Origin of the sequence: Butyrivibrio sp. NC3005 (assembly GCF_000424545.1) — a bacterium.
Taxonomy (GTDB): domain Bacteria; phylum Bacillota; class Clostridia; order Lachnospirales; family Lachnospiraceae; genus Butyrivibrio.
Window position 1 is genome coordinate 1 of sequence record NZ_AUKC01000014.1, and the last position, 23826, is coordinate 23826.

General features: G+C 36.0%; 19 protein-coding genes and 3 tRNA genes. 20 read left to right on the forward strand and 2 right to left on the reverse strand.

The window, feature by feature from the left end:
* Window positions 1–232: 232 nt before the first annotated feature.
* Window positions 233–305: transfer RNA gene (locus G634_RS0104665), tRNA-Gly, on the reverse strand.
* Window positions 306–511: 206 nt separating this feature from the next.
* Here G634_RS0104665 and G634_RS0104670 point away from each other — a divergent pair.
* From G634_RS0104670 to G634_RS0104700, 6 genes are all read left to right on the forward strand, one after another.
* Window positions 512–1771 carry a class I SAM-dependent rRNA methyltransferase gene (locus tag G634_RS0104670; protein WP_026504313.1) on the forward strand — a complete coding sequence of 420 codons (1260 nt, stop codon included), beginning with the start codon at window positions 512–514 and terminating at the stop codon, window positions 1769–1771.
* 121 nt (window positions 1772–1892) lie between these two features.
* Window positions 1893–3209: a Mur ligase domain-containing protein gene (locus G634_RS0104675; protein ID WP_026504314.1), complete on the forward strand. Its 1317-nt coding sequence runs from the start codon at window positions 1893–1895 to the stop codon at window positions 3207–3209.
* 22 nt (window positions 3210–3231) lie between these two features.
* The gene (locus tag G634_RS0104680; protein ID WP_026504315.1) at window positions 3232–4167 is read left to right on the forward strand and encodes an alpha/beta hydrolase; all 936 of its coding nucleotides are present in this window, start codon (window positions 3232–3234) and stop codon (window positions 4165–4167) included.
* Window positions 4168–4361: 194 nt separating this feature from the next.
* Window positions 4362–4435 (forward strand) — tRNA-Pro (locus G634_RS0104685).
* A 465-nt stretch (window positions 4436–4900) separates the two neighbouring features.
* A complete protein-coding gene (locus G634_RS0104690) occupies window positions 4901–5968 on the forward strand; it encodes a helix-turn-helix transcriptional regulator (protein ID WP_026504316.1) in 1068 nt (355 codons plus the stop codon).
* 766 nt (window positions 5969–6734) lie between these two features.
* The gene (locus G634_RS0104700; RefSeq protein ID WP_026504318.1) at window positions 6735–7700 is read left to right on the forward strand and encodes a hypothetical protein; all 966 of its coding nucleotides are present in this window, start codon (window positions 6735–6737) and stop codon (window positions 7698–7700) included.
* A 132-nt stretch (window positions 7701–7832) separates the two neighbouring features.
* Here the strand turns inward: G634_RS0104700 and G634_RS0104705 are convergent.
* Window positions 7833–7906 (reverse strand) — tRNA-Pro (locus G634_RS0104705).
* Between the two features lie 323 nt (window positions 7907–8229).
* Here G634_RS0104705 and G634_RS0104710 point away from each other — a divergent pair.
* From G634_RS0104710 to ileS, 14 genes are all read left to right on the forward strand, one after another.
* Complete coding sequence (locus tag G634_RS0104710; protein WP_026504319.1) at window positions 8230–9012, forward strand: aminoglycoside N(3)-acetyltransferase; 783 nt, start codon at window positions 8230–8232, stop codon at window positions 9010–9012.
* Between the two features lie 188 nt (window positions 9013–9200).
* Window positions 9201–10244: an SPFH domain-containing protein gene (locus tag G634_RS0104715; protein WP_026504320.1), complete on the forward strand. Its 1044-nt coding sequence runs from the start codon at window positions 9201–9203 to the stop codon at window positions 10242–10244.
* Between the two features lies 1 nt (window position 10245).
* Window positions 10246–10443 carry a PTS ascorbate transporter subunit IIC gene (locus tag G634_RS0104720; RefSeq protein WP_026504321.1) on the forward strand — a complete coding sequence of 66 codons (198 nt, stop codon included), beginning with the start codon at window positions 10246–10248 and terminating at the stop codon, window positions 10441–10443.
* 43 nt (window positions 10444–10486) lie between these two features.
* Window positions 10487–11404 carry a CPBP family intramembrane glutamic endopeptidase gene (locus G634_RS0104725; protein ID WP_026504322.1) on the forward strand — a complete coding sequence of 306 codons (918 nt, stop codon included), beginning with the start codon at window positions 10487–10489 and terminating at the stop codon, window positions 11402–11404.
* A gap of 88 nt (window positions 11405–11492) precedes the next feature.
* A complete protein-coding gene (locus tag G634_RS0104730) occupies window positions 11493–12005 on the forward strand; it encodes a flavin reductase (protein ID WP_026504323.1) in 513 nt (170 codons plus the stop codon).
* 82 nt (window positions 12006–12087) lie between these two features.
* Window positions 12088–12690 (forward strand): methyltransferase, encoded by a 603-nt coding sequence (locus G634_RS0104735; protein ID WP_026504324.1) that lies wholly within the window; start codon window positions 12088–12090, stop codon window positions 12688–12690.
* Window positions 12687–13865, forward strand: coding sequence for a class I SAM-dependent methyltransferase (locus G634_RS0104740; RefSeq protein WP_026504325.1), 1179 nt, complete (start codon window positions 12687–12689; stop codon window positions 13863–13865). The genes G634_RS0104735 and G634_RS0104740 overlap by 4 nt, the downstream gene beginning before the upstream one ends.
* A gap of 241 nt (window positions 13866–14106) precedes the next feature.
* Window positions 14107–14694: a hypothetical protein gene (locus G634_RS0104745; RefSeq protein ID WP_026504326.1), complete on the forward strand. Its 588-nt coding sequence runs from the start codon at window positions 14107–14109 to the stop codon at window positions 14692–14694.
* A gap of 29 nt (window positions 14695–14723) precedes the next feature.
* Window positions 14724–15077: a hypothetical protein gene (locus G634_RS0104750; RefSeq protein ID WP_026504327.1), complete on the forward strand. Its 354-nt coding sequence runs from the start codon at window positions 14724–14726 to the stop codon at window positions 15075–15077.
* Window positions 15078–15246: 169 nt separating this feature from the next.
* Window positions 15247–16440: a GGDEF domain-containing protein gene (locus G634_RS0104755; protein WP_026504328.1), complete on the forward strand. Its 1194-nt coding sequence runs from the start codon at window positions 15247–15249 to the stop codon at window positions 16438–16440.
* Complete coding sequence (locus tag G634_RS18015; RefSeq protein WP_035798963.1) at window positions 16437–17393, forward strand: GTP-binding protein; 957 nt, start codon at window positions 16437–16439, stop codon at window positions 17391–17393. Before G634_RS0104755 ends, G634_RS18015 begins: the two co-directional genes overlap by 4 nt.
* A 12-nt stretch (window positions 17394–17405) precedes the next feature.
* Complete coding sequence (locus G634_RS18020) at window positions 17406–18554, forward strand: glycosyltransferase family 4 protein (RefSeq protein ID WP_051233688.1); 1149 nt, start codon at window positions 17406–17408, stop codon at window positions 18552–18554.
* Between the two features lie 89 nt (window positions 18555–18643).
* Window positions 18644–20173 (forward strand): zinc ribbon domain-containing protein, encoded by a 1530-nt coding sequence (locus tag G634_RS0104770; RefSeq protein WP_026504329.1) that lies wholly within the window; start codon window positions 18644–18646, stop codon window positions 20171–20173.
* A 345-nt stretch (window positions 20174–20518) separates the two neighbouring features.
* Window positions 20519–23725: an isoleucine--tRNA ligase gene (ileS, locus tag G634_RS0104775; protein WP_026504330.1), complete on the forward strand. Its 3207-nt coding sequence runs from the start codon at window positions 20519–20521 to the stop codon at window positions 23723–23725.
* The last annotated feature ends 101 nt before the right edge of the window (window positions 23726–23826 follow it).

The window sequence follows — 23826 nt, forward strand, 5'->3', positions numbered from 1 at the left end:
CCATTATGGAGGTATTTACAATGAAAGGTACAAGGCATAGTGGGAAATCCGGTGTCAATGGAGTCTATAATCCAAAACACAATGACAGGGACTCTCACGATGTTCGATCGAACTAAGTAGTACACCAAGCTCGGAAAGACCTCGCTAGATGATTACTTAAAAGACCACTAAAAGACCACTTATTTTTTCGTTCAAATAACAAAAACCCCAGATAAAATCTGGGGTTTCAAAGAGCGATAGACGGGGCTCGAACCCGCGGTCTCGACCTTGGCAAGGTCGCGCGTTACCAACTACGCCACTATCGCATTTATATAAGCATCATCACATAACTCGCGACGACAAAACATATTATATGCGATTTAATAATATTTGTCAACATGTTTTTTAAAAAACCATCAACTAGACGAGTAGTTAATTCTGAGTTAAACTATCTTTGTTGATAAAATACTATTTTGTTACTAAGAAGATTACAGTAACGATTTTTGGATATTTGCATGAAATGGAGATTTTAATGAGCGAAATAAAAAAATCCAATGCTAAGATTATTTTGAAAAAAGGCGAAGGAAGAACTGTGAAGTCAGGAGGCCTTTGGATTTTTGATAATGAAATATCTCAGATAGAAGGTAGTTATGAAAACGGTGAGATTGTAGAGGTTCACGATTTTGATAACTATTTTTTAGGATATGGTTTTATAAATGATAATTCGAAAATAAGAGTTAGGCTTCTTTCCAGAAAAAAAGAAAATGAAGTAGGAAGTCAGCTTATATATCAAAGAGTTAAAGATGCATGGGACTATCGCAAACATGTGTACGGATATGACAAGAATGACTTGAAGTTTCACTATGAGGGAACTACGTCTGATTCCTGCAGACTGATTTTTGGAGAGGCGGATTTTCTTCCGGGAATTACAATAGATAAGTTTAGAGATGTGCTGGTAATAGAATCGCTTGCACTTGGTACAGATCTTATGAAAGATGAGATTCTAGATGATTGCAAAAAAATTCTTGCAGAAGATGGAATTAGAATTCGTGGAATATATGAAAGAAGCGATGCAAAGGTCAGAGAACAAGAGGGATTAGAGCGCATTAAAGGATTTATAGGAGATGAGTTTGATACAGATGTTCACATAATTGAGAATGATATTGAGTATATTGTAGATGTTGCTAATGGTCAGAAGACGGGCTTTTTCCTTGATCAGAAGCTTAATCGTATGTCTATAAGAACTATTTGCAAGGATGCTGAGGTATTTGATTGTTTCACTCATACAGGCTCTTTTGGACTTAATGCGGCGGCAGCTGGAGCGAAAAGCGTGCTTTCAGTTGATGCGTCCGAACTTGGAATTGCACAGGCAGCAGAAAATGCTAAGTTAAATCACCTTGAAGATATCATTTCCTATGAAGTCGGAGATGCTTTTGAGATTCTTCCACGTCTTGAAAACGAAGGGAAGAAATTTGATGTAGTTATTCTAGATCCACCTGCTTTTACTAAGTCTCGTGCTTCGGTAAAAAAAGCTATAACAGGATATCGTGAGATTAATATACGCGGATTGAAAATTACAAAGGATGGTGGCTATCTTGCAACCTGTAGCTGTTCTCATTTTATGGAAGAAGATCTTTTTATGAAGACAATAAAAGAGGCAGCCAGATCAGCGCACAAGACTTTAAGACAGATTGAATTTCGTCAGCAAGGACCAGATCATCCGATTCTACTTACAAATGAAGCAAGTTACTATTTGAAATTTGTTATTTTTCAAGTTATTGATCAGAAGTGATTTGCTAGATAAATGTTTGTAGGTAGAAAAATGGGAACATCATTAGTGCGATTATTCAAACATATAGATGTTCTGGATTTTGAGACTTGGATTATAAATAAAAAATGAGGGAATTTATAAAATGAATATTTATATATCAGGAATATCAGGAACAGGGATGGGACCTCTTGCCCTTATGGCAAAAAAGGCAGGAATAAATGTTTATGGTTCTGATAGAAATTATGGTGCAATTGCACCAGAGCTTGAAAAAGCTGGAATTGAATATTATGTTGGAACTCAAGATGGAACATATTTGCAGAAAAAAATAGATGAAGTAGGAATAGACTGGTTTATTTATACGTCCGCACTTCCAAAAGATCATCCAGAGCTTGTGCTTGCAAACGAAAGAATAGAAAAAGTGTCCAAACGTGATGAGCTTATAGCAAAGCTTGTTCAGGATTTAAATTTGAAAATGGTAGCAGTGGCTGGGACTCATGGCAAGACTACGACTACTTCTATGCTGGTATGGGCTATAAGTAAGCTTATAGACAAGGACGGAAATAGAATTCTTCCATCAGCTTATCTTGTAGGAACTACACTTAATTTTACTACTTCAGGATCTTACAAAGAAGGTGATGAATTCTTTATTTATGAGGCGGATGAATATGACAGAAACTTCCTTCATTTTAATCCGTGGCTTTCAATGATTACTTACGTATCATATGATCATCCTGATATTTATAAAACAAAGGATGAATACGAAGAAGCTTTTGTACAATTTGAAATGCAGTCTGAGAGTATTGTTTTTGGAACAAAAGAGGCTGCACTTCATGGAAAAACTATCTTAGAGGAAAAGAAAAAAGCATTCGATATCATTGAGAAGACTGATGAAAGGATTAATCTTGCGGGTTCTGCAAGAAGAGAAGATGCGACTACAGCTTTTTTTGCTATAAAGAAAATGTTAGAAGCAAGAAATATCAGTATTGAAGATGAAGAGATAATCAAAGTATTGGATAGTTTTCCTGGAGTTGGACGAAGATTTGAGTGGATTTCAAATGGAGTTTATACTGATTATGCCCATCATCCGGAAGAGGTCAAAGCGACTGTGGAGATTGCCAAAGAAGAAGCAGCTAAGACGTCTAAAAAAGGCGTCGTAGTGGTATATCAGCCTCACCAGAATACTAGACAACATGAGGTTATGCATTTATATAAGGATGCATTTGATGGTGTGGACAAGATTTACTGGCTTCCGACTTATCTGACAAGAGAAGATGAGTCACTTAGAATAATTGAGCCGGAAGAGTTTATTGATACCCTTAATGAAAGCCAAAAAGCTTCAACAGCAGAGCTGGACAATGAATTGTCCAAGAAGCTTCATGACTATCAAAAAAATGGATACCTTATCATATTAATGACAGCAGGACCAGCTGATTTGTGGCTTAGAAAAGAGTTTAAGTGAATTTTATTGGGGGAGAATGAAAATGTCAACCATGGTATTTGTTATCATAGGCGTTTTATTATTGGCTTTAGCGCTACTTATACTACTTTCTGTAATGTTTTTTGCACCTGTAAAATTTTCTGATGATTGGAAAAGACCTGTTCATAAAGATTATGTGGATGAAAATACATCCACTTTTTTCAAAAGTGGTCGTAATAAACTTTTAGCACACATATATGGTAAAGATAATGTAAAAGGAACTGTTATTTTTTCACATGGAATGGGAGTGCCTTCTGATTATTATATTCCAGAGGCTAGGTACTTGGCAAAGATAGGATATAGGTCTATTTTGTTTGATGATACAGGGTATTGGAAGAACAAGGGGATATTCTTAGGATTTCCAAGGGCTGCAAAAGATTTGACTTCTGCAATAAAATATTTTGATAATGGTACTCCTGTTATTTTGATGGGGCATAGTATGGGTGCTTATGCAGTGTGCACAGCCCTTCCTGAAGTTAAGTCTAAAGTTAGTGCAGTGGTGGTTTACTCTGGCTTTGACAATGAGCATGAAATTATAAGGGAATTTGTGAATAGCAATATCAAATACTGTAAGAAATTGGTGGCTTGTTTACTTAGTATTTCACAAGTGATTATTTTTCCGGTTAGGTTTTTTCGTTCGGCATTGGATTGTTTAAAAAAAAGCGGATGTAAGGCCTTGATTATTCATGGAAATAAAGATGATGAGATTTTACTAGATGGTGCATCAATATATAATCATGTAATAAAAGTTAAGAGTCCTTGCATAATGACTAGGTTAATCAAAAAAGAAGGCGCTAACACGCATATGGGTGTTGTTAGGCCATCTGGAACCCTAGAAGATATAAATGAAGAAGTTTTCCCAGAAGTTGTCTCATTCATAGATGAAGTTTGCGGGTGTGAGAAAAGTGTAAAAACGAACTATAAAATAGTAAATGTGTAGCAAAATGTATCTTGACTTTTTGAGATACATAGGTTATGATTCTTATTGCTGCTAAGGTAGTGATAAAAACTGACTTGGCAAAACCGAAAGGATTTCAAAGCAACGCTCATGTGTATCAGGGGATATACAGAACGAAGCAGCACATTTACATTGTTCCACCCTTTTTAGTGCAGTATCCTTTCGTTCACATATAACGAAGTGTGGCTCAGTTTGGTAGAGCGCTGCGTTCGGGACGCAGAGGTCGCAGGTTCGAATCCTGTCACTTCGATTTTTTTATGCCTTTTTCTAACTTTTTTCTAACTTTTTCCATTTATTCCAAGTTTATCACTTGTGCAGTTTATTTGAATGATATTTGTTACTGATCTGTATAATCCTTGAGCGGAATTATTCAGGCTATGGTATTTGAGATCTCACTCTTAGCTTCCTTATCCTTTACCTTGGCATATATCTTAAGAGTAGTTTCATAGTCAGCGTGTCCTACTCACTTTTGAATACACAATAGTGCTATCAATCGCAATAGATGTATTAGTCCTTTACCAGAGATGGTTGATGAAGTAGAAAAAATAGGATCAACTAGCAACAGAAGATATAGGAAAAAGAAATAATATGAAACCATAGGTTGTATAATCTATAAATCTGCGTCATTGTGCTTATATAATCCACATCCTACAATAGTACTTGTAAGTAATGAAATAGAGCTTTATTTCTTCAAAAACTAAAGGGAGAATACAAAATGAATATTGGAAATAAGATAAAAGCTCTTCGTTTGAAGTCAAGTACAACGCAGGAAGCTTTGGCAGAAAGACTCGGCATTAGCAGCCAGTCTATATCAAAATGGGAAAATAATGTATGCGCCCCGGATATTTCACTGCTTCCAGCAATTTCAGAGTTCTTTGGGGTTACCATTGATGAGCTTTTTGACCTTTCTGTGGAACAGAAGCTGCATCGCATAGAAAATATGCTTGATTATGAAAAAGAGCTTTCTGATGAGCAGTTTAGGAGCACGGAAGAGTTTCTTTTGGAACTGAAGGATTCTTACGATGAGACTCATCCAAATGGATTCAAAGGTCGCATCTATACATTTTTGGCACATTTATATCATCACCGTATGACCAGTGACAGCAAATATGTTAGTCTTTATGCGAGAAAAGCGATGAATTTGCATCCTAATTCCAAGGAGAATCAGTGGCTTCTTGCTAAGAGTGAAGGTGCTTTTGTCTGGGATTGGAATACCAGACAGCATAATAGAACGATTGAGCTTTATAGGGAATTAGTGGACAAGAATCCAGAAATAGGCAGAAACTATCTGTTTCTTATGGATAACCTTATCGCAGATCATCGTACAAAAGAAGCATCAAAGTATCTGTCAGCATACGCACAACTTGCAGATCATAATGCTGTATTGGTTCCTGTATATGAAGCGTATATTGCATTTGCAGAGTATCGTGCAGATGATGGATGGAAAGCAGTAGACAAGCTTGAACAGGACTATCCGGATGACTGCGATGCCATATTTGAAGTTGCCGGTATCTATGCCAATAATGCAAGATATGAAGAAGCATTAGACAGATACAAAAAGCTACAAAAAATCTTTAAAGCTGATCACAAAGAACACGTATGTATAGATCATCTTCATGCTCAGGCCCAGATATATGAGATTCTGGGGAAATACGAAGATGCTGTTGATTATGTGAATCAAGAGATACAGTTTCTTAGAGACGAGTGGAATATTACTGAGGGAGCTGCTGTAGATGAGCTTGAAGGAGAAAAGCGGCGACTTATAGATAAGATAAATGCTTGAGAAACTGTAGAATCACCTATATAGCTGTGATATCATAAGGCATGTGCTCTCAGTGGGCACGTGCCTTTTTATGAAAAAGATTGATTGAGGAAAAGTATGATTATTTGATTAGTGGCCCATATGGTGTGGGAAAGTCAACAATTGCAGACGCTGTGTCTGCAAAAATAGATAATGCAATCACTAGCAATGATATAAATAATGCAAAAAAGGTAGACGTGATAAACAACCTATCCTTACAATAAATTTCAAGGAGTATTGTAAAATTGATGTAAATAGTGAGTACGGGACTGCTGGTATGCAGCAAGCATTGTTATGATGCAGTTGCAATGTGTGTTAAAAACTATGCAATTAACTGTTATAAACTTAAAGGTGACTTAGGTTATGATATAACAAATGTCCATACAGGTGGAATGAGTTATTTACCTCACAAATCCACTTTTCTAAATAGTTGTAAAAACGCCGTAGATAACACATGGAATAAAGTTATGCTGACAACTGGCTATGGTCTATTTAAAGCCTTTTTTAAGTCCGACACTTCCGCTAGTTCATACTGTATCAAAAATGGTGATCAGCTGAATTTATCAGAAATAAATACATTGGCCAAAAAACAAAAGTATACTTGTGACCGAATATTACATTATTACTACGATTATGTAAAATATAATAAGTACACATCAAGGGGTGCAATTAGAATAGTAAGTACGACATGTACACATAAATATAGTCAAAATAGTAAAAAATGCATAATTTGTGGGTGTTCAAAAAAATGAAGAAAAAAATAGCAAGCGTATTTACAATATGTGTATTGCTTATTACAATTCTGATTTTTGTATTGATGCATAATGGTCAGAAAGAAAAAAAGCTACACGTAAATGAGAATATCACTAAGACTCAGACAATAGAGGACGTGCATATTACAAAAAAAGATTTTGATCCCAATAATATTCAGATATCTAAATTACCGCAAAAGGAATATGATTATAATTCATCTGCAGCATCAATGGATTTTGAGAATAATTATATTAGGTTAGATTCTGTAGTATCCGATAATCTCAAAGTATATTCTGTTGGCGACTGGGAACAAAAAAGCGTTTTGATTGTGTATAAAGATAGCTCTTACTATACGGGATGGCAAACAGATCCTAGCGAACCAATAAAAGAATGCATGTTATTTGATTTCGACAGAGATGGTGAAGGCGAATTAGCAATTTGCACCTACAGCGATATTCATCACAATAATCTATATATTGTTGAATTATCCGATAATAAGCTATGGGAATGTCAAAAAATCGAATGTTACGATTCATCTATAGATGAATATATTTGGAAACATTTATCTTATAGCTATAGAGAAGATGAAAATGATATTGTTTTTTCTTCGAGAAGTGGATTAAATTTGATTGGCTACGACAAAGAAAGTTTTCCAAACAACAATGAATTCCTTAAAAAGAAAAATCAGCCAGAAACGCGAAATAACAGAAGAATTATAATTGGCGGTTATACTTATAATGATTCGGATGGGCCATGGTTATCAATTCCACTTTATTCGGAAGCGCAGAAACCTAATTTTTCAAACTATAATTTAAATCGAGGAGATCTGGTTCTATGTGTATCCATTGATAGAGTTCAAGGCTCGAATTATGGAGATGTATACATTAAGTTGAAGTATCAAGAAGATGGTATAAAATTCAACGATTTTGCATTCCTGAATAATTATGACATTTGTCGTTAGATGTCCGCATTCCAAATAATTGAATTTTTTCCATATTATTAACAAAGGGATAAATTGGAAAAGTTAGATGAAAGTTAGATATGATGAAAAAATAAGGGTTTGCAAAATCCGCAAACCCTTGTAAATACTAAATCGAAGTGACAGGATTCGAACCTGCGGCCTCTGCGTCCCGAACGCAGCGCTCTACCAAACTGAGCCACACTTCGTTATATGTGAACGAAAGGATACTGCACTAAAAAGGTGGAACAATGTAAATGTGCTGCTTCGTTCTGTATACCGCCTGATACACATGAGCGTTGCTTTGAAATCCTTTCGGTTTTGCCAAGTCAGTCTATTATACTACCTTAGCAGCAATATGAGTAATAACCTATGTATTATGAAAAGTCAAGAACTTTTTTGTTGTTATTTCATTGAATTTTTGGGATAAAAGGTTATGCGATTAACCTCTTGATATATGCGCATATGCATATAAAAATTAATATAAATATTTCTGTTAGAAAACGTTGGAAAAGGAGAAATTCAAAAAGTAATGATTTCAATTACAAAAACAGATATTAAAAAAGCATTGTCAAATATTGGTTTGAAAAAGGGTGACACAGTAATGGTTCATACTTCCTTAAGCTCTGTTGGCTATGTAATAGGTGGAGCACAAACAGTTATTGACGCGCTGATTGAGACGGTAGATAAAGAAGGAACTATAATGATGCCGACGCAGTCGTGGAAAAATTTAGATCCAGAGACTGGAGTTCACTGGGATGCAGAAAAGACTGACTGGGAGCTGATAAGACAAAACTGGCCAGCGTATGACAGGAGTATTACACCAACGAATACAATGGGCGTAGTAGCAGAGATGTTTCGATCATGGCCAGGAACAATACGCAGCAATCATCCGGCAAGGTCGGTTGCAGCATGGGGGAGGTTTGCAGAATATTTGACAGACAATCATGATTTGTCGGATATTTTTGGAGAGACGTCACCTATTGGAAAGCTCTATGAATTAAATGGATATGTATTACTTATAGGAGTTGATTATGACAAGAACACTTCTATTCACTTATCAGATGTAAGAGCTCAGTATCCTTGCAAACATAATTGTATAGAACATAGTGCAATTATGGAAGATGGTCATCGGGTATGGAAAGCATATGAAACATTGTATGTGGACGGAGAGGATTTTTGTGAGATTGGGAAAGCTTTTGAAATGAGTCATGTAGTTAAAAAGCAAACTTTAGGAAATGCGGAAATGAGATTGATGAAACAACGTGAACTTGTTGATTTTTCAACAAAATGGATAGAAGCTAACAGAAAATAAGAAACAGAATATTGTTCATAAAATCCATTGACAAAAAGATTATTAATGATATCATAATGATATCAAATAAATTTCATTAACAAAACCAATACTATACTAGACCCAAATTTGTACTTAGATAATTTTTGACCTGAAAAGCGTCATCAAAAATGCCAAAAGCATAGAAGGAGGATTTTATGAACGATAAGATTAATGAGAAAATCATTCAGGGACATAAGAATGGAATGCCAATGCTTCTTATTGGATTGGTGTTATATTTACTAGCTATTGTTGGAACAATTTTTGGAGCGATATGGATGGATGATTATGATGGTAATCCATTGAAGATGTGCATTTTTATCGTAAGCATTGTCTATATGTCTATAGGCTGGATAGTATTCCTTGGACTTAAAGTTTTAAAACCTGGCGAAGCGCTGGTTCTAACACTTTTTGGCAAATATATAGGTACACTTAAAGGTGATGGATTCTTCTATGTTAATCCGTTTTGTACGTCATTTAATCCGGCAGCAGATACTAAACTTGGTCAAAGTGGAGACATTTCAGATGGCAAGAAGTCAGTTATGGCAGGCGGAGTACAGATTGCAGGTGCAAATGGAGAAATAAAAGCGTCTGCAGTAAGTAAGAAGATTTCGCTCAAAGTTATGACGCTTAGTAATTCCAGACAGAAGGTAAATGATATTCTTGGAAATCCAGTGGAAATAGCTGTTGCAGTAATGTGGAAAGTTACAGATACAGCAAAAGCAGTATTTGCCGTAGATAATTTCAAGGAATATTTGTCACTTCAGTGTGATTCTGCAGTGAGAAATGTTGTTAAGCTTTATCCATATGATATTACTGAGAATATAGATACAACAGGTGATGGCAAGGCTGATGATGGTAGTCTTCGAGGCTCAACTGAGGTTGTTGCAGGTAGAATAAAAGATGAGATTCAGTCAAAAGTAGCTGATGCAGGAATTGAAATCGTAGATGCCAGAATTACATATTTGGCATATGCGCCAGAGATTGCAGCGGCAATGCTTCAAAGACAGCAGGCTTCAGCAGTAGTAGATGCTAGAAAACTCATAGTCGATGGAGCTGTAGGAATGGTTGAAATGGCACTCGAGAGATTAAGCGAAAAGGAAATCGTGGATTTAGATGAGGAGCGCAAGGCAGCGATGGTATCAAATCTCCTCGTAGTACTTTGTGGTAATCACGATGCACAGCCTATAGTAAATTCAGGAAGTTTATACTGATATGGCAGAAAAAAAACAAGTTCCGCTTAGACTGAACGAAAAGTTATACAATGCGATAGCTGCCTGGGCGGAGGATGACTTTCGTTCTGTTAACGGACAAATAGAGTATTTACTTACAGAATGCGTCAAACAAAGAAAAAAAGATGGTAAATACGTCTCTACGAATCTGGATGAGCCGCCAGAATTAGACATAAAGTAATTGACATTTGGAAATTGACATTTAGAAAGAGCGGGGAACTATTATGAATACAGTAAAGTATGACAGAAAAAAGCTAGTAAGGTACCTTGTATGGACATTCGGGATTGCGTATGTAATGCAGGGAGTTGTTGGATATTTGTATGGTATTGCATCAGATACTCAAAATCCAATATATGCGCAGATAGCACGTCTTGTTATGACAGCTATGATGTTTGCACCCATGGCAGGAGTTTTCTTGTCAGGAGGAAAGCTAAAGGGAATGGGATTTAATCCTGGAATAAGGAAAAATGTGATAATCCTGCTGATATCATGGTTTTCTCCGGCGATATTTACAGCATTAGGCGCGCTTGTTTATTTTATGATTTTTCCTTCACATTTTGATCTGAGCGGACAATATATAGTGGCAAATGCGGGAGAAAAAGTGTTAGAGCAAATGCAGGCGCAGGGCATTACTTATGAGAAGTATATTATTATGTCGTGCATTACTGCACTAACCTATGTTCCTATTGTAAATATGTTGGTGTCTGTTGGCGAAGAGGTAGGCTGGCGAGGCCTTATGTACCCGATGCTTAAAGACAGATTTGGAAGTATCAAAGGCCGTATAATTGGTGGAGCAATTTGGGGAATATGGCATTGGCCACTGATAATTCTTATTGGTTATGAATATGGTTCTGAGTATAAAGGCTTTCCCTTTTCAGGATTGCTAGTGTTTGAAATATTTACAATTGCATGTGGAATACTTTGTGATTATGTTTATGAAAAAAGTGAGTGTATATGGTATCCATCGATTTTTCATGGGGTAGTTAATGGAGTAGCTACGATAACACTCGCTATAACTACGGTAGATACTGGCAATATGAGACTTCTTGGACCGGCACCAAATGGATTAATATCCGTAATACCGATGGTAATAGTAGCAGTTATTATATTGCTTAAAGGAAGAAAAGTAGTTAAAGATTAACGAAATACAGTACAAAAGCACTGATAAGTGTGTTATAATTAACAATAAACCGTTAATTATAACACACTTATTTTTAAGGAGGCCTTGGATGAGGTGCTTTCAGCCTGTAAAGTTAGATGAAATTATAAAAGATGGTCCGATGAAACTTTCCAAAGAAAACTGGGTGCTTGTAACTTCCAAAAAAGGTGATAAAGTTAATACTAGGGTTGTCACAAATGGTGGATTTGGAATGATGTGGGATAGAGAGTGTGTTTTTATTTTTTTAAGAGAGCCCAGTCTAACCAGAGAATTTGTCGATGAGGCAGGAACATTTTCTTTATCTTTTCTGAATCACAAACAGTATAAGGGAACAAAACGTTACCTTCAGGCTGTTTCCGGACGAGATGAGGATAAGATAAAAGCTGCGAAACTTACAGTAGGTTATGATGAGGATATTCCATATATAGAAGAGGCAGACAACGTTGTATTATGCAAAACGCTCTTTTCTGAAAGAATGGACAGAGATGGAATAATACCTGATGAAATAGTTAAAGAATATTACAAGAAAGATGATGACCACGTTTTTTATATAGCAGAAATAAAAAAGATTTTAATTAGATAATTATTTTTTCACAACAATAAAAAAACAAAGAATTATTAGTTGCTGATCGAAGTTTGGTCAGCAATTTTTTTGGAGATTAATAATGATAGAAGATGAAAATGAATGGGACAGGCTTTTAAAGATAAAAACAAGCGGAAGGGATGATTCCAATGCAGGTGCGGAGTGTTTTCCATATGAACCGACGCCTTACGCTGTGTTAGAAAGACTTGCCAACAGCGGATATATCAGAAAAAAGAATGTGCTGATAGATTATGGCTGCGGCAAGGGCAGAGTATCTTTTTACCTGTCTTATCAGATAAGATGCAGGGCAATTGGAATAGAGTACGATAAACGAATATTTGGCGATGCAATAGCTAATAAGGAAAGCGGCGTTTATACAAAGCGAACAAGTTTTATTAATACTACAGCTCAAAGCTATGAAGTAGACAATGAAGCAGATAGAATGTTTTTCTTTCATCCTTTTTCTGTTACAATTTTGGAGCAGGTAATAGAGAAAATAGCAATTTCGCAAAAGCAAAGTCCAAGAGAAATACTGCTTATATTCTATTATCCTTTTGAAGATTACAGAGATTTCATTAAAGAAAATGATCAACTAACAGTCGTTGAAGAGATATCAACAGCAGATTTTTTTGAAGAGAATGATAAAAGAGAATGTTTGTTAATAGTTAGGATGGAGAAAAAATGACAAGCCTTAAAGATTATTTTAATGAAGTGATAAATGATGAAAAAGTGAAAAAGATTACATTAAGTAAGCCATCATCAAAGAGTAATGAGTATAAAAAAATAGTTATTGAGATGAAAACAAAAGATTGCAGCACCTGTGACTACCAGATTTCTAAGTATACTCAAAAGCAGGTTTTTCATGAAAATATTTCATCACACAAACTGGCAATTAAAATTGAAGAATTAACAAAAGATTCATTTAGACAGATAAATGCTTGGACAGATTCTTTTGAGCATATAGTACTTATATCCAAAGATGGTAAATTTACTGCCAAAAAGAAAAAGGTTGAAATTTCAAATGTGAAAATAACAACCAGCCACAATCGAAAGAAAAACTATCTTATAGAAGAAGGTCAGATAGTACCTCCGCTTATAGACATGGGTATTTTTACAAAAGACGGTAAAATTGTAAAAAGTATGTATGATAAATTCAGACAAATAAACCGTTTCTTAGAGATACTCGATGATGAGATTGCCGAGAAGAAAATTGAGCATCTTAATATTATTGATTTTGGATGTGGTAAATCATATCTTACTTTCGTAATGTACTATTATTTTACACAGGTAAAGAAAATCTCTGTAAATATGATAGGACTTGATCTTAAAGAAGATGTTATAAAAAAGTGCAATGAGTCAGCCAGAAAATATGGATATGATTCGCTTAGTTTTGAAATGGGTGACATCAACGGCTTCAAGACACCCTTTGATGTCGATATGGTAGTAACTCTTCACGCGTGCGACGTGGCAACGGATTATGCTTTGTATAATGCAATTACCTGGAATGCGAAGATGATATTCTCAGTTCCGTGTTGTCAGCATGAATTAAATAATCAGCTCAAAGCAGAAAATCTTTCAATTCTGGGAAGATATGGCATTATAAAAGAGCGATTTTCTGCACTTGCAACAGATGCGATAAGAGCAAATCTTCTCGAGTATTCAGGATACAAAACGCAGCTTCTAGAATTTGTGGATTTTGCGCATACACCCAAAAATATACTGATAAGAGCTGTGAAGAGACCGCTTACTCCAAGAGCTGTAAGAAAGACTGCACTTGGAGAAATTGAAAATCTTAGAAAAGAGTTTAATTTTGATCCTACTTTATATAAGCTCCTAATAGATGAGAATAAAGAGGAATAAACATAACACTATTTCGGCTGAAAAATCATTAGATTTAGCTTGGGGGAGTGTCAAATAAGTGAACAAACAAGAGTACCATATGAATATAATCTTCAAGAGATAGTAGTTATAAGTAAACTGTATATATTATCCGATATAGTATGTATAAGGTGGAGTGTTTTTGCATTTTTGTTTGTGATTGTTCTCGATAAAGGATTATCGATTGGTCGCTGCAGTTTAACGACAGCGGAAAGGAGACCGCATGAATATTCGCGAAAGTACAAGCATTTATGGAGCGCAGATACAGGCATATCGTAAACAGATTGGAGATGTACAGCAGCAAAGAAAAAAGCTTGAGAATAAAATAAAAAATACATCCGGCGGCAAAGAAAAATATGCAGGAGAAGCCGCATCGTTAGAGCTAACCTACAACATGCTTATGGAAAAACTAAACGAGTATCAGGATTACATGGAGAAGGTAAACGAAAAGAAAAACGTCATTAAAGAAGGTGTTGATACCAAAAATCAGGCAAAAGCAGTTGAGGAAGAATTTGAGAATTTGGGAAAGATATTAACAGTCGTTCGCAGGATGATTAAGGGAGATATTGTTCCTTCATCTGATGAAAAAAAGGTTATGGAATATGACGATAAACTTTATCAGATGGCCAAAAATGCTCAGATGATGGCACAAATGCAAAAAGAAAAGCTTAAAAAACACAAATCTTTGTGGGAAGATGAAGAACCACTAGAAATGGAAGATGGAGATGAAGTGGCAGATAATTCGCAGGCACCAATGGGCGCGCCGGAAATTGCAGAAGTATCTGACATAGAGATAAATATAGGTGAGTAGTAATAGGTAATTCATGGAAGAGGTGCCATATGGGAAAAGAAGACAATTACGAAATTGAAATCAAGATGATGAAAAGAAAATATGAAAAGTGTCCATTTTGTGGAGGATTAACTCACCTGGTAGCACTAGGTGAATATGAATGTGAATCATGTGGAATGCATCAGATTGATGAATTTGGCAGAATAAGAGAATATATGGCACAAAATCCAGATGGCGTTACTATGGATCAGATTGTAAGAGCGACTAAGATAAACAGACACATCGTTGATAACTTCATGAAATATATTAATTCAAGTGCGCCTTCCAGTGATAAAGTTACAATCCCAAAAGGTGCGGCAAAGAAAGATAAAGGAACCGGATTTTTCTATGTGAATGGCAAATAAGAATAGATTTTTGGAACGCAAACTGGTCCAAGGCAAAGCCTTTTTAAATGGCCAGTTTGCGTAGTTTTTGGAACGAAGTGACAAAAATCTATATTATTATGTTATAATCTTTTTGATTTTCCTTATGGAAACAAAAAGACATGACAGTAATGGGAGTTTAATTTTTTTTATGTCCGAAATAGTTTATGCAACAGTAATTGCAGACGGAATAGGCTTTTTACTGATGACAATGGTATATTTTAATACTACGCAGAATCGTAAAAATATGCTGTTTGCCGATCAGTTTTATTTTGGACTGGTCAGACTAATAGCTTTTTTGTGTATAGTAGATTTGACAACATATCTAGTGGATGGAGCAACATTTACAGGTGCAAGAGAAGTTGGAATAGCGACAAACTCCTTGCTTATAATATTAACAGCATGGTTTGCATACAGATGGACAATATATGCTGATTACAGGACACATAAAAGTATGCGTCGTATTCAGATGATGCACGGACTTATGGAAATACCATTTTGGTTTGCATCACTCCTAGTTGGATTTAATTTATTTAATCCGGTTATTTTTGAAATCAATGAAAATAATGTATACGAGAGAGGGGTTATTTTCTATGTCATATGGGTAATTGATTTCTTTTATTTGTTTTTTAGTGTAGTAACCAACTACGTAGATATGAAAAAATCTTCTAATTATCAGTTTTTTTCACTTTCAATAGTATTTTTTACAACCGGAATAGCTTTTATTGTACAGTTTTTCATGTACGGAGTATCGCTTATTTATGTATCATTTGCGATTGCATTCGTAGAAATATATTTTGATTTACAAAATGAAACTTCATATATTGATCCGTTAAGCAAAGTTTTCAATAGACAATATCTTGGAAACTATCTTTCTGATGCCTGTTATATCAGCTCTGGTGCAAATAAAGTAATTGGTTTAAAAAACAAACATAGTAAAGAAAATATGATTTTTGCCTGCCTTCTTCTTGATGTTGATCATTTCAAGCAGATAAATGATAACTACGGACATCTAACAGGCGACAAAGCAATAGCAGATATTGGAAGAATACTTCTTGAATGTGCACCAAAAGATGGAATATGTGGCAGATATGGTGGAGATGAGTTTGTTATGGCTCTTTTTGTCAAAGATGTGTCTGAACTTGATAAAATGAAAGAAAGAATTCAAAAAAAATGTCAGGAATTAAATGACAGCGGAGAGAACAGTTTCAAATTGGAAGTATCAATAGGTTCTGCAGTTTTTCGCAAAGAGGATGATACAGTTGAGTCACTTTTTTGCAGACTTGACGAGGCTATGTATGAGGTAAAGAAAAATAACAGAAAAAAATACGAGGAAAAAGTATGATAAAAGTTGATCTTATTACTGGTTTTTTGGGTTCAGGAAAAACAACATTCATTAGAAAATATGTAGAGTATCTATTAGGGAAAGATGAGAAAATATGCATTCTTGAAAATGACTATGGAGCTATCAATGTAGATATGCTTTTGCTGTCAGATCTTTTGGGTGAAAATCTTGGTCTTGAAATGGTAGTAGGAGGAGACGGTGCCACGGCACACAGAAGAAGATTTAAAACTAAACTTATATCAATGGCGATGATGGGATATAAGAGAATAATCGTAGAACCTTCTGGAATATTTGATATGGATGAGTTTTTTGATACGTTCTATGAAGAGCCTCTTGATAGATGGTATGAAATGGGAAGTGTAATAGCAATTGTAGATTCGACCGATTTGAATTCTTTATCCAAAGAGTCTGAATATATCTTTGCTTCAGAGATAGCAGATGCAGGAAGCATTATTCTTAGTAAAACCCAGCTTTCAACAAAAGACAATATTCTTAAGGTCAAAGGAAAGGCAATGAAATCCCTTCTTTCAATTGGATGTGATAGAGACATTTCTAATCTTTTTATTGACAAAGACTGGGAAGATTTTTCTGATGAAGATTTTTCAAAAATAGCCTCATCTGGATATAAAAATGAAGATTTCGTAAAGATGAAAAGTGAAGAATTTGAGAAATTTAATTCACTTTTTTATTTTGGCGTAAATCTGGATAAAGAAACACTTATCCAAAATGTTAAAAAAGTGTTCGAAGATAAAAATTGTGGAAAAGTGCATAGAATAAAAGGTTTTGCAAGATGCAAAGATTCATTTTTGCAGATAAATGCTACACCTGAAAAGGTCACACATAGTAGCGGGCAAACAGGCAGAGAAGTTATAATAGTAATTGGTGAAAATCTTGATAAAGAGGAAATAGGAAAGTATTTTCCAACAACAGAATTTACAAAACTTATAGATTAACAGGGGAAGAGTATGCAATTTCTTTTTATTTCTAATTATATAAATCATCATCAGATACCACTTTGCAATGAGCTGTATCAAGAACTTGGCGATGACTTTATATTCATGCAGACGCAGCCTATGGAAGAAGAGCGAATAAAGATGGGATGGGGACAGAATGTGAAAAATCTTCCATATGTGAGAATGTATATGGATAACATTAAAGAGTCGATAAGGCTCATAGAAAATGCAGATGTAGTACTTCTGGGGTGGACAGAAGATGCAGATGTCAGGAATAAATGCCTTCAAAGGCCGGGCGATGGGAAACTTCTTCTTAGAATGAGCGAACGAATATACAGAGAAGGAAGATGGAAGGCGATTTCTCCAAAGGGACTTATATCCAAGTACAGGGAACATATAAGATTCAGGAAAAAAAATGTATATATGCTTTGTAACGGCGCATATGTTGCAGGGGATTTTTCTTTAATAGGTGCATATCCTGACAAGATGCTCAAATGGGGGTATTTTCCAGAGTTAAAAGAATATTCAAAAACAGATATTTATGAAATGAAAAAAGATAACAAAGTGCCATATATCTTGTGGACAGGAAGATATATGAAAGGTGTAAAACATCCGGAATTTGCAGTCCTTTTGGCTAGATATTTAAAAGAAAAAGGATATAAATTCAGACTTGATATGATAGGCGATGGAGAACAGAAAGAGGAAGTTGAAGCGATAATCAAAGAAAATAATCTGGGAGACTATGTGAAACTTCTAGGATTTCTTCCGCCTGATGAAGTAAGAACCTACATGGAAAAGGCTGACATATATTTATTTACAAGTAACCATCTGGAAGGATGGGGGGCTGTTGTAAACGAAGCCATGAACAGTGCCTGCGCAGTAGTTGCAGGTTCAGATGCAGGTGCAGTTCCTTACCTTATTAAAGATGGAGAGAACGGGCTTATATATGAAGGTGAGAATATAGAGCAGTTTTTTAAAAAAGTTGAAATGCTTATAAATAGCGAAGAACTTCGAAAAAAGCTCGGGAAAAACGCCTTCGATACAATATATAAAACCTGGAATGCCAAAATAGCAGCTAGAAGACTTGTACGTTTTTCAAATCATTTACTTCATGATACTCCATATGAAAAATATACAATAGGGCCACTTAGTAAAGCATAAGAAAATTGTCTTTGATATTGCAATTAATTCAAAAAATCTGTATCATATATCGAGTATGTAAAAACGCTTTTAAAACCAAGGAGGATTACATGTTTTGTAGTAATTGCGGAACGACAGTTCCAGAGGGAAGTACATTTTGTACTAATTGCGGCGCAAAAATGGTACCTGCTTCAGAGGCAAAAAGTGCTAATGAGCAGAGTGTAAACGCAACTACACAGAACGTTTCCGGCAATGTGCAGCCTGGAAATGTTCAGAATCAAAGTGCAGGAGCAAATTCAAGATCTTCAAAGGGAAACAGTAAGAAAACAGGAATAATCGCACTAGTAGTAGCACTTGCAGTGGTTGTTATCGGTGTATTTGTTTTTATTACAACCCGCCCTGTTGAGATTAATCTCAACGAATACATTGAAGTAAAATTTGAAGGCTATGATACTGTAGGTCAGGCTGAAGTTAAGATTAATGAGTCAAAGCTTGCTAAGGATTTTGGTGAAAAGATTAAATATCGCGGAAAAGAAAAGGATATTACTACTTCTTCAGGAAAAGTAACTGCACTTATGGACGAAGTTTCCGGAAAACTTGATAAAGAATCAGGACTTAAAAACGGAGATAAAGTAGTTTATAAGTGGAAAATTGATGAAGAAGAATTAAAAAAGAACTTCAATGTTAAACTTGTTGCTGGCGAAGAAGAGTTTAAGGTTAAGAATTTAAAGAAAGCAGATTCTTTTGATCCATTCGAAGGTTTAGAGTGCACTTTCGATGGCATCTCACCTAATGGAAGAGTTAATTATTCAACATCTAAGATTAGTAATAAGTATTATATAAACCGTAACTATTATATTCAGTGTGAAAAGACAAATAAGCTTGCAAACGGCGATGAAATAACTTTCTATATCACACAGGATAATGAAGAAAAGTTCAAGAATGAGTTTGTTAAAAACTTCGGCGGAATTCCTACAGCAGTTAAGAAGACTGTAAAAGTAGAAGGACTTGACAGCTATGTAGCATCTTTTGATGAAATAAGTAAAGAGTCACTTGAGACGTTACAGAAAGATGGACAAGATTACATTAGACAGCATTCATTGAGCTCGTATAGCAACTGCAATTTAAAGAGCTGTGATTATGTTGGAGCATATTATCTTACTAACAAGAATGAAAATGAGTGGAACAACAACAAATGCTATGTAATGTTCAAAGTAACTATTGAAAAAAACAGTCAAACAGGTGAATATTACTATGGCGTAGTGTTTAACAACCTTGTTAAACATCAAGATGGAAAAGTTGAGCCAAAAGATGGAAGACACTGTTCAAGTGCAGGTGGTTCTGTAAAGTTCAAGTTTAAAGATAATGGTTGGGATTATACTCACTATTTCACAGGATTTGAATCTTTAGAAGTTGCTAAGAAAACAATCATTGATAGCCATGCAGTAGATTATAATGCTACAGAAAATATGGCAAAGGGTAGCAATGAAGCAAAAGAAGCAAAGGATGACGCTACAGCAGGAGATACTAAAGAATCCTCAGCAGAAGCTTCAAATGCTTCTACAGAAGATGCATCAGATGATTCTTCAACAGAAGGCGCATCAGATAAAGCTTCAACAGATTCCTCAGAGGATAACTAAAGTTTTTATAGTTGACAAAACATTCAAAAAGGTTTTATTATACATGTAAATATGTAAAGGCTAGGACGAAGAGAGTAACAAATACTTGAAAGTTTCAGAGAGTCAACGGGTGGTGTGAGTTGATACGAGTAGATGTTTGTGAAAATCACTTCTGAGCTGCGAGACTGAAGCTTTTATCTAGAGAGATGGGCAATAGGTTGAGTCGTTTGTTCAACGTTATAAGAACTCCGTATGAAATGCTAAAGGCACAGAGTACGTGTAAACAGGTGGTTAAACGAGAGTGAATTTTATCTCCGTCCTTTTTACAGGACGGAGATTTTTTTATTATTTAGAAGGAGAAAAGTCATGTATAAAAAGGTTTCAACAGACATGAACTTTGTAGATCGCGAAAGCGAAGTAGTAGAGTTCTGGAAAAAGAATGACACATTTAATAAGAGTGTAGAGACACGTGATGGAAATGATATCTATATGTTCTATGATGGCCCGCCAACTGCAAATGGTAAGCCGCATATAGGTCATGTTCTTACTCGTGCTATTAAGGATATGATTCCTCGTTACAGAACTATGAAAGGATATCAGGTTCCACGTAAGGCAGGATGGGATACTCACGGACTTCCTGTAGAACTTGAAGTTGAGAAGGAAATCGGTATCGAAGGAAAAGAGCAGATTGAAGCATACGGTCTTGAGCCTTTCATCGGCAAGTGTAAAGAGTCTGTATGGAAATATAAGGGAATGTGGGAACAGTTCTCTGGTAAAGTTGGTTTCTGGGCAGATATGGATGACCCATATATCACATATGATGACAATTATATTGAGTCAGAGTGGTGGGCATTAAAAGAAATCTGGAACAAGGGACTTTTATATAAGGGATTCAAAGTAGTTCCATATTGTCCTAGCTGTGGAACACCTCTTTCATCTCATGAGGTTGCTCAGGGATATAAGACACTTAAGGACCGTACAGCAGTAGTTCGTTTCAAGGTAAAAGATGAGGATGCATATTTCCTTGCATGGACAACAACTCCATGGACACTTCCTTCTAATATCGGACTTTGTGTAAATCCTGAAGAAACATATGCTAAAGTTAAGGCAGCGGACGGATTTACATATTATATGGCAAAGGCTCTTTTGGAAACAGTACTCGGCAAACTTGGTGAAAAATATCCTGAAGCCCTTAATGGAAAGTCCTATGAAATCCTTGAAGAAATGACAGGTAAGGATTTGGAATACAAAGAATATGAGCCATTGTATCAGTGCGCAGCAGATATGGCTGCAAAACAGCATAAGAAGGCATTCTTTGTATATTGTGATGATTATGTAACTATGACAGATGGTACAGGTATTGTACATATCGCTCCTGCATTTGGTGAAGATGATGCCAGAGTTGGACGTAAGTATGATGCTCCATTTGTTCAGATGGTTGATGATAGAGGACGCCTTCGTCCAGAGACAGGTAAGTTTGCTGGAATGCGCTGCAAACCTACAGCTCATGAAATCGAAGAGGGTGCTGTAAGTGCTGATCCAGAAGTACTTAAGGATTTGGATGAGAGAAAGATTCTTTTCTCAGCTCCTAAAGTAGAGCACGATTATCCTCACTGCTGGAGATGTGATACTCCTCTTATCTACTATGCACGCGAGTCATGGTTTATCAAGATGACAGCAGTTAAAGATGACCTTGTTAAGAACAATAAGGAAATCAACTGGGTACCACAGTCAATTGGTGAAGGACGTTTTGGAAAATGGCTTGAGAACATTCAGGACTGGGCTGTATCACGTAACCGTTATTGGGGAACACCTCTTAACGTTTGGGAATGTCCAGATTGCGGCAAGCAGATTTGCATCGGATCCAGAAAAGAACTTGCAGAGCTGTCAAAAGATCCAAGCGCAGAAACAACTGAACTTCATCGTCCATTTGTTGACAAATATACTATTAAATGTGAATGTGGCGGCGAGATGAAGAGAGTGCCTGAAGTTATCGACTGCTGGTTTGATTCAGGAGCATGTCCATATGCTGAGCTTCACTATCCTTTTGAAAACCAGGATAAATTCAAGGAACAGTTCCCTGCTCAGTTTATTTCAGAAGCAGTTGATCAGACACGTGGATGGTTCTATTCTCTTCATGCAGAGGCAACACTTTTGTTCAATAGTCCTGCGTTTAAGAACGTTATCGTATTAGGTCTTGTTCAGGATGAGAACGGACAGAAGATGAGTAAGAGTAAGGGAAATGCAGTAGATCCTATGGAAGCACTTAATAAATATGGTGCAGATGCTATCCGTTGGTATTTCTATACTAACAGTGCGCCTTGGCTTCCTAGCAGATTCTATGGCAAGGCAGTTCAGGAAGGACAACGCAAGTTCCTTGGAACTTTGTGGAATACCTATGCATTCTTCGTACTCTATGCCAATATTGATGGATTTGATGCAAAGGATTATAAGCTTGAGAAAGATAAGCTGACTGTAATGGATAAGTGGATTTTATCCAGACTTTATTCTACAGTAGATCAGGCTGATAAGAATCTTGATCAGTACAAGATTCCAGAAGCAGCTAAGGTGCTTGAAGACTTTGTAGATGACCTTTCTAACTGGTATGTTCGTAGAAGCCGTGAGCGTTTCTGGGCAAAAGGTATGGAGCAGGATAAGATTTCTGCATACATGACACTTCATACATGTCTCGTAGAGATTTGTAAGGCAGCAGCTCCGATGGTTCCATTTATGACAGAAGAGATTTATCAGAATCTTGTATGCGAGAGTTTTGATAATGCACCAAAGTCTGTACATTTGTGTGATTATCCTAAGGCTGATCCAGAGTATGTTGATGCTCAGCTTGAGAAAGATATGAAGGAAGTTATGTCTATAGTCGTTCTCGGAAGAGCCTGCCGTAACGCTGCTAATATTAAGAATCGTCAGCCAATCGGAACAATGTATGTAAAGGCAGAACAGACTGTTGGAGGTTTCTATACAGATATAATCGCTGATGAACTTAATGTTAAGAATGTTGAGTTCACAAACGATGTAAGAAACTTTACTACATATACATTCAAGCCACAGCTTAAGACAGTTGGTCCTAAATATGGCAAGAGCCTTGGTGGAATCAAACAGTACCTTTCTGAGCTTGATGGTAACAGCGCTATGGATGAACTTAATGAAAGCGGAGCACTTAAGTTCGAAGTAAACGGCGAAGCTATTGAACTTACCAAAGATGATCTTCTTATCGATATGACACAGAAAGAAGGCTTCATGAGTCAGGAAGACTATGGAATCACAGTTGTCCTTGATACAAATCTTTCTGATGAATTGTTAGAGGAAGGCTTCATGTATGAGGTTATCTCCAAGATTCAGACGATGCGAAAAGAGTCAGGCTTCGAAGTTATGGATAATATTAAAGTATCTGTAACAGGCTCTGAAAAGGTAAAAGAAGCTGTTCGTAAGAATGAATCTGCAGTATCAACAAAGGTACTTGCACAAAGCATTGTTTATGATAGTGACCTTACTTCTGCAAAAGAGTGGGATATCAACGGCGAAAAGTCAATGATTGGTGTAGAAAAGGTTAACTAATCAAAACTTCTATTAACACAAAATAGCTTAAATTAAGAAACACGGCAATATATCTAATGCAAGATATATTGCCGTGTTTTTTGCTGCTTATAGAGATTTTT